The sequence below is a fragment of the Polynucleobacter sp. AP-RePozz3-80-G7 genome (genome assembly GCF_018882145.1).
Taxonomy (GTDB): Bacteria; Pseudomonadota; Gammaproteobacteria; order Burkholderiales; family Burkholderiaceae; genus Polynucleobacter.
Genome location: NZ_JACVPC010000005.1, coordinates 12,966 through 25,822, shown reverse-complemented (window position 1 = coordinate 25,822; position 12,857 = coordinate 12,966). Strand labels below are relative to the sequence as shown.

Here is a 12,857-nt window from a genome sequence, read left to right as displayed (position 1 = left end):
ATTTCACACATCTCATAAATTTGAATGATTAGAAAGACTGAATATGGAACACAAATTACCCGCATTGCCCTATGAATTAGATGCATTGGAGCCCTATATCTCAAAAGAAACGGTGGAGTTCCATTACGGCAAGCATCACAAGGCCTATGTTGATAACCTCAATACCTTAATCATGGGCACTGGCTTTGAAAACTCAACCCTAGAAGACATTATCAAGAATGCATCTGGCCCAATTTTTAACAATGCTGCTCAAGTATGGAATCACACGTTTTACTGGATGGGGTTAGAGCCTTCCACTCCCGAGATCCCATTTGGAAAACTTGCTAAAGCTATCGATGCAAAGTGGGGCTCATATGAGGTATTCGTAGAAGATTTTTCAAAGGTGGCTGTTGGAACCTTTGGATCTGGATGGGCCTGGCTAGTAAAAAAGGCAGATGGATCCCTAGAAATTGAGTCTACAAGTAATGCAGGTACACCCCTAGCTACAGGATCTAAACCCTTACTCGCGTGTGATGTGTGGGAGCACGCTTATTACATTGACTATAGAAATGCTCGCCCCCATTACTTACATAGCTTTTGGAGGTTGGTGAACTGGGAGTTTGTTGAGAAGAATTTTGAATGAGTAGCTACCCCTTTGTCGGCAGCTGTCTCAGTAGATTGTTCAACAAATCAATTGCTTCGGCCCAATCGGCATCTCTTAATAATTCATCCCTTAAAAAATCTTTTTGAACAGGACTCCACCATGCAGCATCTGCTAACAGTATGGATTCATCTAATGGAGCATGAGACTTAATGAAAGATTCAATTTCAGAGCATTTATCAGGCACGCCCAACTGTTTAAAGAGATCTTTAAGGGATTCGAATGGCTTATTCATGTTAACTCCTTCTCTATGTTTAATTTATACGCCGATAAAAAATAAACAGCAAGTATCTTGCTATGTGCATGGAAAGGTATAGGATAAAAATATGAGTGAAACTCGAATAGAGCATGACACCATGGGTGATATAGAGGTATCCAATACAAATTTATGGGGCTCTCAAACTCAAAGAGCGCTTATGCATTTTGATATCTCAACTGAGAAGATGCCTCTCGAATTTCTTTGGGCTTTAGCTGAGGTCAAGCGCTCCTGTATTTTGGCCAATATTCATCTTGGCTTATTTTCCATGCGCAAAGGGGAGCCTTTGTTGCTGGCTGTAGAAGAAGTAATTATGAAATTGCATTGGAAGGAGTTTCCGCTCTCAATTTGGCAAACAGGCTCAGCGACTCAAACAAATATGAATATGAATGAGGTCATAGCGAATCTAGCAACACGCTTAACGGAGACTGAGGGCGGGCAAAAGCGTCAATTTCATCCAAACGATGATGTGAATGCAGGGCAATCATCCAATGACGTCATTCCAACAGCGATTAATGTAGCTGGGGTATGTCAAATAAAACAGTCTTTGCTGCCCATCCTGGATGAGTTGATAGACACTTTTGAGAAAAAGAGTCAGGATTTCTCAGGTATCACTAAAGTTGGCAGAACGCACCTTCAAGATGCAGTGCCCCTTACTCTTGGCCAAGAGTTTTCTGGGTACCTTTCTCAGCTGCGCATCGCTAGATGGGCAATACAACTAGCATTGCCGAGTTTGTCTGAGCTTGCAATAGGTGGAACAGCTGTAGGAACTGGCATTAACTCAACTCATCAATTTGCAAAATTGGTAGTTGAAAATCTTTCCCTCTCAACATGCATTGCTTTTGCCGAAGCGGACAATAAGTTTGCTGCAATAGCGGGAAGTGAAGTACTTGTAAATATGCATGGGGCCCTTAAAACGCTAGCAGTCGCGTTAATGAAGATTTCTACTGACATTCGGTGGATGGCTTCTGGCCCCCGGTCTGGATTGGGTGAAATTAGCATTCCTGAGAATGAGCCTGGAAGCTCAATCATGCCGGGAAAAGTGAATCCCACTCAATGTGAAGCGCTTGCCATGATTTGTTATCAGGTAATGGGAAATGATGTGACTATCGGCATGGGCGCTGCATCAGGCAATTTTGAGCTCAATGTATTTAGGCCATTAATTTTGCATAATTTTCTTCAAAGTATTCGCATTCTTGCCGATGGTATGAGTTCCTTTAATCAGCATTGCGTTAAAGGCATCGAGCCAAATCGCGCTCGAATAACGGAATTAATGAATGCCTCTTTGATGTCGGCTACCGCTTTAAGCCCCCATATTGGTTACGAGAAAACGGCAGCCATCACAAAATTGGCTCATGAGAAAAATATGAACTTAAGAGAAGCTGCAATAACTAGTGGGCTGGTAACGGAATCTGATTTTGATCGGTGGGTGGTGCCTGAAAAACTAACCAAGAATGAATAGAGAAGTAGTGATGTATGTAGTTTTACTAACATGATCTAAGGAGGTCAGTATGAACGATATGAATAATCAAATTGCTGTCGAGTCGCTCAATAGAATTATGGAGCTAGAGTTAGCTGGGGTTGTTAAATACACCCACTACTCGCTAATGGTGTATGGCTACAACCGAATTCCCATTGTTGATTGGTTAAAGGGAAATGCAACCGAGAGTCTGGGCCATGCCCATAGGGCAGGTGAGCTGGTTACCTTGCTTGGCGGTCACCCATCTTTAAAGATTGGACCCTTACTCGAGACAGAAAAGCATGATATTGGCGATATATTGCGTGAAAGTCTTGAGCATGAAACGATCGCTCTGGCTGCTTACTATGACCTATTAAAGATTGCTACCCGTACTCATCCAGAAACCAGTGGAGTTCAGTCGGTATTGCTTGAAGAGTATGCAAGAGAGCTGATTGTTCAGGAGGAAATGCATCTTGATGAGGTCAATAAGATGTTAAGAAAGCCTGGAGAGATTAGCCCATTTTCATCATAAAGTTAGGAGCTTAATTATGGATGCCTTACAGATAGCCGTCATTGTGGGAAGTTTGCGCAAAGAATCTTTTAATCGTCACCTTACAAATGCTATTGTCCGATTAGCGCCCACTACAGTTGGCTTTCATTTTGTGGAAATAGGCGATTTGCCTTTGTATAACCAGGATGATGACGAACATCAGGCTAATGCGGTATTGCGAATGAAGTCTGAGATTGAAAATACTGATGGTGTGTTATTTGTCACCCCAGAGTACAACCGATCTATTCCAGGGGTTTTAAAAAACGCCCTAGATCATGGCTCACGTCCATTTGGCAGTAACTCCTGGGGTAAAAAACCTGCGGCCATCATTGGCATATCTCCAAGCCCTGTAGGTACGGCATTAGCACAACAACATTTGCGTGGTGTCCTTGCCACTCTGAATATGCCAACTCTATGTCAGCCTGAAATGTTTTTGCAAATGAAGGATGGCTTTTTCGATGAGGCAGGCAATATCGGAGAAGGTAGCAAGCAATTTCTCTTGCGTTGGATTGAGGTTATGATTAATTGGATTAGAAGTCATAGCGGCCATGACAAATTAGCCTAATAATGAAAATAAGTCTGAAAAATCAACATACCCAAAATCAAAGAGAAGAGTTAGATCGCATTGCTGTTGGCGTAATGATTATTCGCGGCTTGGAGCCCGATTTTTCGTCGAAGGTTGTTGAACAACTTAAGGAATTCACCGGCCCCGCGCGCGATACAGATACTTTGTATCGTGACCTAAGTGATCTCTTGTGGTGTTCAATCGATAATGACGATTCCCGTGACCTCGATCAAATTACAGTCACAGAGCCGATGCCTGATGGCGGGATAAAGCTATACGTAGCAATTGCAGATGTTGATGCACTTGTGAAGATCGATAGCCCTGTAGATGATCATGCCTTTATTAATACACGCTCTGTGTATACCTCTGCGCGCATTTTCCCAATGCTGCCTACGAAGCTATCCAATGATTTAACTTCGCTCAATCCTAATGAAGACCGCCTCGCAATGGTCTGTGAAATGCATTTTTCTAAGCACGCGGAAATGCTGAGTTCTTCCATTTATATGGCGAAAGTCAGAAACCAATCTCAGCTTTCATATGATGCGGTCTCTGCTTGGCTTGAGGACAAAGGTCCAATACCTGATGGCGTAAAACGCATCAGTGGTTTAGAAAGTCAATTAAGGGCCCAGGATGAGCTAGCCCAAAAGCTCAGAGTCCTTAGGCATGAGAAAGGATCGCTTGAGTTCGATATTTTTCAGCCTAGAGCAAGTTTTGTAAATGATGAGATTGCTGAAATTTCGCAACAAGCGCACAACCGTGCCAGGCAGTTGATTGAAGAATTCATGATTGCTACTAATGGATGCACATCAAGATTTCTGGCTGAGGCGGGAATTTTTTCTATGAGAAGAGTGGTTCGCTCGCCGGAGCGTTGGTTACGTATAGTCCAGGTTGCAGCCGATCGTGGATATAAGCTACCCAAGGAGCCTGACTCTCAAGCCTTAGAAGTATTTTTGGCAAAAGAGCATCGTTCTGACCCAGTGAGGTTTCCAGATCTCTCGCTGGTGATTGTTAAGTTAATGGGCTCCGGTGAGTACATTGTTGAAAGGCCCAAAGGTCATGCGGTAGGACACTTTGGTTTAGCGGTATCGGATTACATGCACTCAACAGCCCCCAATAGACGGTACCCTGATTTGATTACTTTGCGCCTCATCAAATCGGTTTTGTTTGGTCAAAAACCCCCATATTCCACGGAGGAATTAAAGGCCCTTGCTTTGCATTGCACCATTCAAGAGGATATTAGTAAGCGCGTAGAACGTCAGGTAAGAAAATCGGAGGCTGCACTTTTACTAAGTTCGCGTATAGGGCAATATTTTGATGGCATCGTTTCTGGTGCTAATGAAAAAGACACCTGGGTTCGGATCTTTAATCCGCCTGTAGAAGGAAAGCTGGTACATAGTCCAAAGGATCTTACTGTCGGTCACCTTGTAAGGGTGAAGTTAATTTACACCCATGTTGAACGAGGGTTTATTGATTTTGTTGTAACTGGATAGAAGATATGCTTAGCTTCATAGCGGGACTCAGGGGCTTGCCCAGAACAGTTTGGCTTATAGGGCTGATAAGCCTTGTGAATGATTCTGCCAGCGAAATGCTTTACCCATTGCTACCCCTATATCTAACCTCAGTGCTAATGGCCGGCCCTAAGGTGCTGGGTCTCATTGAGGGCATTGCAGAATCTACATCAAGCTTGCTAAAACTTGTTTCTGGAGTGGTGGTTGATCGAACAAAAAGAAGTAAGCCATGGATTGTGATCGGGTATTTGATGGCTGGCTTAGCTAGACCCCTGATTGCATTTGTAAATTCATGGGGTTGGCTGCTATTAATTCGCTTCTCGGATCGTGTTGGCAAGGGACTTCGCACATCCCCCCGGGATGCCCTATTGGCTGAAAGTGTGCCGAGAAATAAGAGGGGGCTAGTGTTTGGGTTTCATCGCTCAATGGATAACGCTGGAGCGGTTATTGGGCCGTTAATGGCTGCATTACTGCTGGCATTGCATGTGCCTCTTAGGGACATATTTTTTTGGGCAATCATTCCAGCAGCCATTACCTTAGCATTAGCGATTTCGCTTAAAGAACCTAAGCAGGTAATTAAAATACAAGAGCCAGGTTTTCAATGGAGCTTTGACGGTATGTCGCCAGAATTGAAGCGCTACCTGTTTGCAGCTGGACTTTTTGCCCTCGGAAATTCATCGGATATGTTTTTGCTACTCAGGGCGCGTGAGTTAGGTGTCCCGCAAGCTCAAATTCCTCTGTTGTGGGCAGCAGTTTCATTAATAACCACCTTGTTTGGGGCGCCCCTATCGGCAATATCAGATCAGTATGGACGCAAGCAATTCATCCTTGTTGCCTGGGTTGGATTTGTCATCTTTTATCTAGGAATGGGAATACCAGGTCTGCCAATTTATGCTTTATATAGCCTTTTTGTTCTCTATGGGTTGTTTAAGGCTGCGACAGAGGGCGTTGAAAAGGCAATGGTTGCTGATTTGGCACCGATGGGGCGGACAGGCGCTGCATTCGGCTGGTTTAATTTAATCACTGGAGTAATGGTGTTGCCCGCCTCCTTAGTGTTTGGGGAAATATATGAATCAATAGGGCCGAGTTACGCATTTTGGTTCTCGGGTGGCTGTGCCATTTGCTCGATAGCCCTATTGAAAATTTGGGTATTCAGGAGCAATATTTAATAGAGATACCAGAACAGACTTATGCAGAAAGGCGTTCATCATGTTTAAAAATCTATTAGTTCCCGTAAGTGGAGAAAGCATTACTAAAAAAGAGTTAAATATGGCTATCAAATTAGCTAAATTGGACGATGCAAAGATTAGCCTAGCTTATATTTCAGACCCAGTTATTCCTTACTCATCATCCGAGGTTCAATCAGCTTTAGCGTTGTCAGCAAAAGAATACAAAAAGGTGAGCGCGGAGTTCGCCAAGCGAGTGTTAGCAAAGGCTAGGGCAGTTATCGGTTCTGATGTAAATGTCCAGGAATTGCATATCTACCATCCCAATATTTCCGATGGAATTCTAGAGGCCGCCAAAAAGGCAAAAGCCGATGTCATTGTGATGGCATCTCATAAGCGAACAGGGTTACGTGGAATTTTTCTGAGAAGCGAAGCTCAAGAAGTAATCTTGCATAGCAAGCTGCCAGTTTTAATCTTAGGTTAATGTCGCCCAAAAAATAATTTAATTTCAAGTATTCAATAGCAATAAGTGAACAATGCTTAGTTCCCGGTATCAACATATTAAATTCAAAATAAAACTAGGTTTTTGTTTTGCAATTTTTGGCATTCTTAGCGCAACCGCCTATCAGATTTATACGATTTGGCAGGATAATTTCAGGGCTGAATCATTAGAGATTTCTCATAATGTGCGGATGGCTAACACCCTCGTAGAGGATGCGCTCACCGATGGATCAAAGCTCTTGGACATTACGAAGCTTGACTTAAAAGGTCCAAAAGGTCAGATTAAGCTTAGCAATCAAGAGATTGAGTTGTCACTTAAAAGGTCAGTGGCTAAATTTCAAATTAGCAGTTGGTTTAATGTGTATGGCAATCTTTTATGTGTAGATGCCGATGGTAATGTCTTAGCTCAAACCGATGGTCCTCTAAAGAGAAAAATAAACGTGGCTGATCGTTACTACTTTCAGGCACTAAAGGAGCAGGAAAAAGAAGCGATAGTCATTAGCCCGGAGGTAACCGCAAAGTCTAATGGGAGAAAAGTTTTTCATTTGGCTGGTTCCATCGTCAATGACAGGGGCGAATTTATTGGGCTCTTGACGATTCAGGTAAATTCGAAAAAATTTAAAGACGATCTAGTCACGACTTTAAGTGATGGCTATGAGACGATGGGCCTATACCTTGCCAATGGAAAGCTAATATTTTCTCTTGGAGATCAAGAGCGTGGGATCGCTGAAGCCTCAATTGCGGAGATTAAGTCGAAAGATGCCTCTGGCATGGCTATATTGCTACCAGCCAACGAGGCTTTTGGTTTCGGTCGGATTGTTGCTAACTCTGAAAATTCTAAGTTTGGTGCTTACATGATTGGAGAGGCGACGACGAGAAAAGTCTGGGCTCAAACTTTTAGCTCAGCCCTTAAGTTTCTTTTGCTAGTCTTTTTTAGCTGCCTGTTGGTGGGTTATTTTGCATATCAGTTACTTAAATCTATTGCCAAAATTGAGGCTGAAAATCATCTGGCCATTCATGATGCATTAACGCATTTACCTAATCGCCGCTATTTTGATGAAATGTACCCAAAAATACAGGGTGATTGCAGAAGATCTCATAAGCCACTGAGTGTGCTTTTTATTGATATCGATAAGTTTAAGGTCTTCAATGATCTACATGGTCACGAATGTGGCGATAAGGTATTAAGAGTTGTCGCACGCTCAATATTGAGAATTAGGAAGCGCCCTATGGACTTCTTTTGTCGTTATGGCGGAGAAGAGTTCATATTTGTGCTGCCGGATACGGATGAACAAGGTGCCATGCATTACGCTCAAGAAATACTTGAGACAGTTAGTGCTCAAGAGATTGAAGTTGATGATGGAATCGTAGTGCATGTTACCGTCAGTATAGGCGTCGCCACAGACCCAGATGGCTCACAAAACTTAAGTGATGATTTGATTAAAAAGGCAGATTCTGCAATGTATAAGGCAAAGCAGAGTGGTCGAAATCGGTATGAATACTTTTAATTCCGAGTCGGTGGATTTATTTGTGCTGAAAAGTTATCAGAGGAGAGAATTATGGGCGATTCATTAAATGAAAAGCTATCACCATCTTTGCAAGAGACTGTAGGAATAGCCAGAAAACTCATTGCACTACGTGATCCATACACTGCGGGCCATGAGAACCATGTAGGTGAGTTTGCCAAGGATATTGCCGCTGAGATGGGTTTTAATGAAGACTTTCAGGAAGAATTATTGCTTGGAGGCTATTTGCACGATATTGGCAAAATTGTTGTCCCCGTATCCATTCTGACTAAACCTGGAAGAATATCTTCCGAGGAATATGGTCTGATTCAAAATCATGTGCAAGCGGGATTTGACTTGCTTAAAAACATCAGCTTTCCTTGGGATGTATCAAGAACGGTATTAGAGCATCATGAGCGTCTTGATGGAAGTGGATACCCAAATCACCTGAAGGCTGATGAAATCAGTATGCAAGCGAGAATTTTGGCAATTGCTGACGTGGTTCTATCAATGGCCGCGGCAAGACCATATCGCTCAGCTCTTGGTATCGATGCTGCTTTAGCTGAAATTGAGCGAGGTCGAAATATTCAGTACGATAGCGGAGCTGTTGATGCCTGCGTCAATTTAATCCGTCAAAAAGGCTATCAATTGCCTGGCAATTCAGATTAGTAGTCAACCTTCAATTTTGCTAGCTTGACTGTACGTAATTCAAGGGCAAGGCGATGTACATTGCTTGCCGCTATAGAGGATTTCTTCGCGACCCCTATAAGCTCTTCATTACTAGTGATTTGAACTGTCTTCTCTGTTAATTAGATCGCTTCTACTGCTAGGCGTACAAAGTCTTCGACTTCTGAGGCTTCTTCAATCAGCTCCTTACTGCTATTTTCAAATCTCCACTTGCCTACAATCTAGAAAAATAAATTTTGATTTATATCAAATTAATCTCTATTTATTGGTCTGAATATGGTTTTACAACCCTCGAAAGCTAGAATTGAATCGTGGGATGTAAACACATTTGGAGGGCGTATGAGTCAAGAAAAGATAGCGCAGGTTTATTCGGCTAAAGTTAAAGAGTCTGCCGATGAGGATCTATATGAGTCTGATGATTTCCTCAAAAATATCGTTGATAACTCATCCGATGCCATCATTACCAAAGATTTAAAGGGCGTCATCAGAAGCTGGAATAAAGGCGCTGAAAAAATATTTGGTTACTCCGCCCAAGAGATGGTAGGTGAGAGCATGCTTCGCTTAATTCCGGAAGATCTGCTTTATGAGGAAGAAGTTTTCTTGAAAACAATTGCGAGTGGCAAATCTATTGATCACTTTCAGGCAAGGCGAATTCATAAAGATGGGCACATCATACATATTTCAGCCTCTCTTTCACCAATTCGAAATCCTCAAGGGGTGATTTTTGGAATTGTTAAGATTGCTCAGGATGTTAGCAAAGAGTTTGAGCTCTTAGAGACGCTGAAATTAGTTAAAAGCGCTGTTGAAAATTCTACAGATGCCATCATTACCAAAGACCTAAACGGCATTATTTCGAGCTGGAACAAAGGTGCCGAGAATATTTTTGGATATTCCGCTCAAGAGATGATTGGCACGAGCATGCTTCGCCTATTCCCACCTAATCGAGAGCTAGAAGAGGCCTTGATATTGGAGAAAATTTCCTCAGGGAAGAAGGTTGATACCTTTCAAACTGAACGAATCCATAAAGATGGTCACATCATTCATCTTTCGGTAACAATTTCACCTATATTTAACTCGCGTGGGGTGGTTATGGGGGCCACAAAAATTGCGAGAGATATTACGGTTGAGTGGAACTTAACTAATCGTCTTAAAGTTATTAATGAGATTTATCAGCAGTCTCATCAGGCAGTCGTTTTAACTGATGAACATGGGACCATTACTGAAGTAAATCCAGCGTTCACTATCATCATGGGCTACCAACCTGAAGAGGTGATCGGTAAAAATCCTCTGATGTTTCATTCCAGCAAGCAAGGACCTGAAGTGATCCGTCATATTGAGGATGAAGTCCTTGAAAAAAACCATTTTCAGGGAGAGGTTTGGGCTAGAAGAAAAGATGGCAGTACAGTAGCTAGCCTTTTAACTATAGGTAAGATTCAAACAACAGATGGCTCACGCTTTGCAGGAATTTTCTCAGACATTACTGCATTGAAGGCTTCTGAAGATCAACTACTCAAAATTGTTCACTATGACCCATTAACAGGCCTTCCAAACCGCCTGCTCTTTATGGAGCGTCTCAAAGCAAAAATATTAAGTTGTGCTCAGTTAAATACAGGGCTGGCGATTATTTATATTGACCTGGATGACTTTTCGCATATCAATGAAAAATTCAGCTTGGCTGTTGGAGATAGGTTAATGATTGAGGTGGCTCGTAGATTAAGCGCATCAATGAGGGAGGCTGACTCTCTTGCGCGTGTTGGAAGCGATGAGTTTGTGGGATATTTATCTGGCATGGAAAATAGTGTGGAATTTGAGGTTCTCATGGAGCGATTGATGCGAAATCTATCGGCACCATACGAAATTGAAAATCAGAGCCTACAAATTACTGGCAGTATAGGAGTGAGATTTTTCGCTTGTGGCGATGTCCAAAATATAGAAGTACTGGTTCGTCAGGCTGATCAGGCAATGATTGCTGCCAAGCAAAGTGGAAAGCATCGATACAAAGTTTTCGACCCTGCGAGAGATCTCGAAACCAAGCAAAGACTAGCCTCCTTGGATGATATTTCCAGTGGAATCGCTCGTAATGAGTTTTTTATGAAATACCAACCGAAGGTTAATCTTAAATCGGGTGAAATGACTGGGGTAGAGGCTTTGGTCAGATGGAATCATCCATCAAAAGGTGTATTGACGCCTGTCGACTTTCTTCCCGGATTAATCGATACCAAACTTAAAATTGAATTTACAGAAAATGTTATCAAAATGGCATTTGCTCAGAGTGTTGCCTGGGCTAAAGAGGGATTGGTACCAGTTGTAAGTATTAATGTTTACATTAATCAATTGCAAGATACCTTTTTTGATTTTATAAAGATCCAGATGGCGCAATTTCCTAATCTAAATCCACGAAATATAGAATTTGAATTGCTTGAGACGGATGCTCTTTTGGATACTGCCAAAGCTATTTACATAATGGAAGAGCTTCATGCCTTAGGTTTCTCCTTCTCAATAGATGATTTTGGCACCGGATACTCCTCCTTGACCTACTTAAGGAAGTTGCCATTTGACACTATTAAAATTGATCAAGGTTTTGTATTAAATGATGGTCTCGCAGAAAAAAATGTGGACATTGTGAGAGCCATTATTGAGCTTGCGAAAATATTTGACCGCCATGTCATTGCAGAAGGAATTGAAACGGTAGAAATTGGCACTAGGCTAATCGAGCTGGGATGTTTGCATGGTCAGGGATATGCGATTTCAAGACCAATGGAGGCAAATGAAATTGCTAAATGGCATGAAAAATGGAAGGTCCCAGAAGTTTGGCTCAACGCCAAGATTGCCTCCACTTTGAATTCAATCTAGGCATTCTAACTACTCCCTAAGGTCTTCTATGCCCACTCATTACAGCTCACGTGAATCACTTCTTTTGCTGGTGGGTCGAGCGAGATTCGAACTCGCGACCATCGGTGTTTAGGCCGTAAGTTGGCGCAGCTTAATGAGTTCTGCGGCAGGGATCCGCACTATCTTGCCATCAATGATAGTTACGATTGCAGTATTGGTTTGAATTGCCAAGTCTATTGCAGCTTGTCCAGCACGTTGCATGGCGTAGTAGGATCCAGCAATATCAGGATCTGATGAATTACGTATATCTTTGCATGGAGTTACCGCAAAAGGCTTTTCTATGGGATTATTTTTTTCCATAAGCAGCATCATGATCTGGTTCAATTAATAAAACCCTTAGGAAATGATCTTCTCTGAAGCCAATTCCCCGGATTGATTTGCTAACTCGAAATGAGTAGAGTGCATCAATGCCTTTTGGTGTGGGAATGCTATGAATCTTTTCCCACTTCAATCCCTTATCGCGGTAAACCTGGTTCCAGGTCAATTGCGTGATTTTCTCAAAAGTGGCTAAGGCTTTCTCTTGTTCGGATGGCTCCAAACTCTCCCAGGTAGATTGGAAGATGGGGCTATTCAGATCAAGCTCAACTAAAGGCTCAGGCTTTGCGTTTTGCGCCATGAGTTTTAGCCATTTTTAGTTTAGAAAGGTCAGTTGCTTTGGCTGGCGTTTTTTGTGCCCAGACCAAGGCTGCTGATAAGTCCTTTTTAATGGCGGGCGTATGTACCCAACGCTCATTGTCGGGAATAACTGTGGCGGTACGAATAACCCAAACGCCAGGTTCAGGCGTTTCCACTAATACCTGACGTCCCGCATGCTCTTTGCCAAGCGAGATCTGCCCACTGGATCCAATGGATTTAATAACTTGATGATCTATCACTGCGCCCATGGCGTTCTCCTATATTCATGCAGCATGATTGCATTATAGCATGATATTAAAACAAGATGCTAATTAAGGTTTCAATTGAAAGGGGGTAATGCCAATTAACCGATTGTTAAAAGAAAAAGCCCCTAGATTTCTCCAGAGGCTTTTGTATAACTGGTGGGTCGGGCGAGATTCGAACTCGCGACCAACGGGCTTAAAGAGATTTAATTGCGATACATAGGGGTGTCACTTTTCTAGACAGTAGGTT

General features: G+C 42.5%; 14 protein-coding genes. 10 read left to right on the top strand and 4 right to left on the bottom strand.

The window, feature by feature from the left end:
* The first annotated feature begins 43 nt into the window (after positions 1 to 43).
* Positions 44 to 622: a superoxide dismutase gene (locus tag ICE90_RS09550; RefSeq protein ID WP_216192224.1), complete on the top strand. Its 579-nt coding sequence runs from the start codon at positions 44 to 46 to the stop codon at positions 620 to 622.
* 4 nt (positions 623 to 626) lie between these two features.
* Here ICE90_RS09550 and ICE90_RS09545 read toward each other — a convergent pair whose 3' ends face one another.
* The gene (locus ICE90_RS09545) at positions 627 to 875 is read right to left on the bottom strand and encodes a DUF2789 family protein (RefSeq protein ID WP_216192223.1); all 249 of its coding nucleotides are present in this window, start codon (positions 873 to 875) and stop codon (positions 627 to 629) included.
* A gap of 91 nt (positions 876 to 966) precedes the next feature.
* Between ICE90_RS09545 and fumC the strand changes: the two genes are divergently transcribed.
* From fumC to ICE90_RS09500, 9 genes are all read left to right on the top strand, one after another.
* On the top strand, positions 967 to 2,358 hold the full coding sequence (gene fumC / locus ICE90_RS09540) for a class II fumarate hydratase (protein ID WP_216192221.1): 1,392 nt from the start codon (positions 967 to 969) through the stop codon (positions 2,356 to 2,358).
* 49 nt (positions 2,359 to 2,407) lie between these two features.
* Positions 2,408 to 2,887 (top strand): bacterioferritin, encoded by a 480-nt coding sequence (locus ICE90_RS09535; RefSeq protein ID WP_216192220.1) that lies wholly within the window; start codon positions 2,408 to 2,410, stop codon positions 2,885 to 2,887.
* Between the two features lie 16 nt (positions 2,888 to 2,903).
* Positions 2,904 to 3,470 (top strand): NADPH-dependent FMN reductase, encoded by a 567-nt coding sequence (locus ICE90_RS09530; RefSeq protein WP_216192219.1) that lies wholly within the window; start codon positions 2,904 to 2,906, stop codon positions 3,468 to 3,470.
* A gap of 2 nt (positions 3,471 to 3,472) precedes the next feature.
* Complete coding sequence (locus ICE90_RS09525) at positions 3,473 to 4,960, top strand: RNB domain-containing ribonuclease (RefSeq protein ID WP_216192218.1); 1,488 nt, start codon at positions 3,473 to 3,475, stop codon at positions 4,958 to 4,960.
* Between the two features lie 5 nt (positions 4,961 to 4,965).
* On the top strand, positions 4,966 to 6,147 hold the full coding sequence (locus ICE90_RS09520; protein WP_255533352.1) for an MFS transporter: 1,182 nt from the start codon (positions 4,966 to 4,968) through the stop codon (positions 6,145 to 6,147).
* A 40-nt stretch (positions 6,148 to 6,187) separates the two neighbouring features.
* Positions 6,188 to 6,628 carry a universal stress protein gene (locus ICE90_RS09515; protein ID WP_216192216.1) on the top strand — a complete coding sequence of 147 codons (441 nt, stop codon included), beginning with the start codon at positions 6,188 to 6,190 and terminating at the stop codon, positions 6,626 to 6,628.
* Positions 6,629 to 6,680: 52 nt separating this feature from the next.
* Positions 6,681 to 8,153, top strand: coding sequence for a diguanylate cyclase (locus ICE90_RS09510; protein WP_216192215.1), 1,473 nt, complete (start codon positions 6,681 to 6,683; stop codon positions 8,151 to 8,153).
* Between the two features lie 51 nt (positions 8,154 to 8,204).
* Positions 8,205 to 8,819, top strand: a complete 615-nt coding sequence (locus ICE90_RS09505) for an HD-GYP domain-containing protein (protein WP_216192213.1) — start codon at positions 8,205 to 8,207, stop codon at positions 8,817 to 8,819.
* A gap of 357 nt (positions 8,820 to 9,176) precedes the next feature.
* Positions 9,177 to 11,690, top strand: coding sequence for a bifunctional diguanylate cyclase/phosphodiesterase (locus ICE90_RS09500; RefSeq protein ID WP_216192211.1), 2,514 nt, complete (start codon positions 9,177 to 9,179; stop codon positions 11,688 to 11,690).
* 108 nt (positions 11,691 to 11,798) lie between these two features.
* Here ICE90_RS09500 and ICE90_RS09495 read toward each other — a convergent pair whose 3' ends face one another.
* From ICE90_RS09495 to ICE90_RS09485, 3 genes are read right to left on the bottom strand one after another with little or no spacing between them, the layout of a single operon-like run.
* On the bottom strand, positions 11,799 to 12,029 hold the full coding sequence (locus ICE90_RS09495; RefSeq protein WP_216192209.1) for a hypothetical protein: 231 nt from the start codon (positions 12,027 to 12,029) through the stop codon (positions 11,799 to 11,801).
* Positions 12,016 to 12,345: a hypothetical protein gene (locus ICE90_RS09490; protein ID WP_215361591.1), complete on the bottom strand. Its 330-nt coding sequence runs from the start codon at positions 12,343 to 12,345 to the stop codon at positions 12,016 to 12,018. Before ICE90_RS09490 ends, ICE90_RS09495 begins: the two co-directional genes overlap by 14 nt.
* A complete protein-coding gene (locus tag ICE90_RS09485) occupies positions 12,323 to 12,613 on the bottom strand; it encodes a hypothetical protein (RefSeq protein WP_215320469.1) in 291 nt (96 codons plus the stop codon). Before ICE90_RS09485 ends, ICE90_RS09490 begins: the two co-directional genes overlap by 23 nt.
* Positions 12,614 to 12,857 lie beyond the last annotated feature (244 nt).

What these genes read in the sequence shown, in the direction of transcription:
- ICE90_RS09505 (WP_216192213.1), top strand. Translation starts at nt 8,205, where the DNA reads ATGGGCGATTCATTAAATGAAAAGCTATCACCATCTTTGCAAGAGACT.
- ICE90_RS09530 (WP_216192219.1), top strand. Translation starts at nt 2,904, where the DNA reads ATGGATGCCTTACAGATAGCCGTCATTGTGGGAAGTTTGCGCAAAGAA.
- ICE90_RS09500 (WP_216192211.1), top strand. Translation starts at nt 9,177, where the DNA reads ATGAGTCAAGAAAAGATAGCGCAGGTTTATTCGGCTAAAGTTAAAGAG.
- ICE90_RS09490 (WP_215361591.1), bottom strand. Translation starts at nt 12,345, where the DNA reads ATGGCGCAAAACGCAAAGCCTGAGCCTTTAGTTGAGCTTGATCTGAAT.
- ICE90_RS09515 (WP_216192216.1), top strand. Translation starts at nt 6,188, where the DNA reads ATGTTTAAAAATCTATTAGTTCCCGTAAGTGGAGAAAGCATTACTAAA.
- ICE90_RS09510 (WP_216192215.1), top strand. Translation starts at nt 6,681, where the DNA reads ATGCTTAGTTCCCGGTATCAACATATTAAATTCAAAATAAAACTAGGT.
- ICE90_RS09495 (WP_216192209.1), bottom strand. Translation starts at nt 12,029, where the DNA reads ATGGAAAAAAATAATCCCATAGAAAAGCCTTTTGCGGTAACTCCATGC.
- ICE90_RS09535 (WP_216192220.1), top strand. Translation starts at nt 2,408, where the DNA reads ATGAACGATATGAATAATCAAATTGCTGTCGAGTCGCTCAATAGAATT.
- ICE90_RS09525 (WP_216192218.1), top strand. Translation starts at nt 3,473, where the DNA reads ATGAAAATAAGTCTGAAAAATCAACATACCCAAAATCAAAGAGAAGAG.
- ICE90_RS09550 (WP_216192224.1), top strand. Translation starts at nt 44, where the DNA reads ATGGAACACAAATTACCCGCATTGCCCTATGAATTAGATGCATTGGAG.
- ICE90_RS09520 (WP_255533352.1), top strand. Translation starts at nt 4,966, where the DNA reads ATGCTTAGCTTCATAGCGGGACTCAGGGGCTTGCCCAGAACAGTTTGG.
- fumC (WP_216192221.1), top strand. Translation starts at nt 967, where the DNA reads ATGAGTGAAACTCGAATAGAGCATGACACCATGGGTGATATAGAGGTA.
- ICE90_RS09485 (WP_215320469.1), bottom strand. Translation starts at nt 12,613, where the DNA reads ATGGGCGCAGTGATAGATCATCAAGTTATTAAATCCATTGGATCCAGT.
- ICE90_RS09545 (WP_216192223.1), bottom strand. Translation starts at nt 875, where the DNA reads ATGAATAAGCCATTCGAATCCCTTAAAGATCTCTTTAAACAGTTGGGC.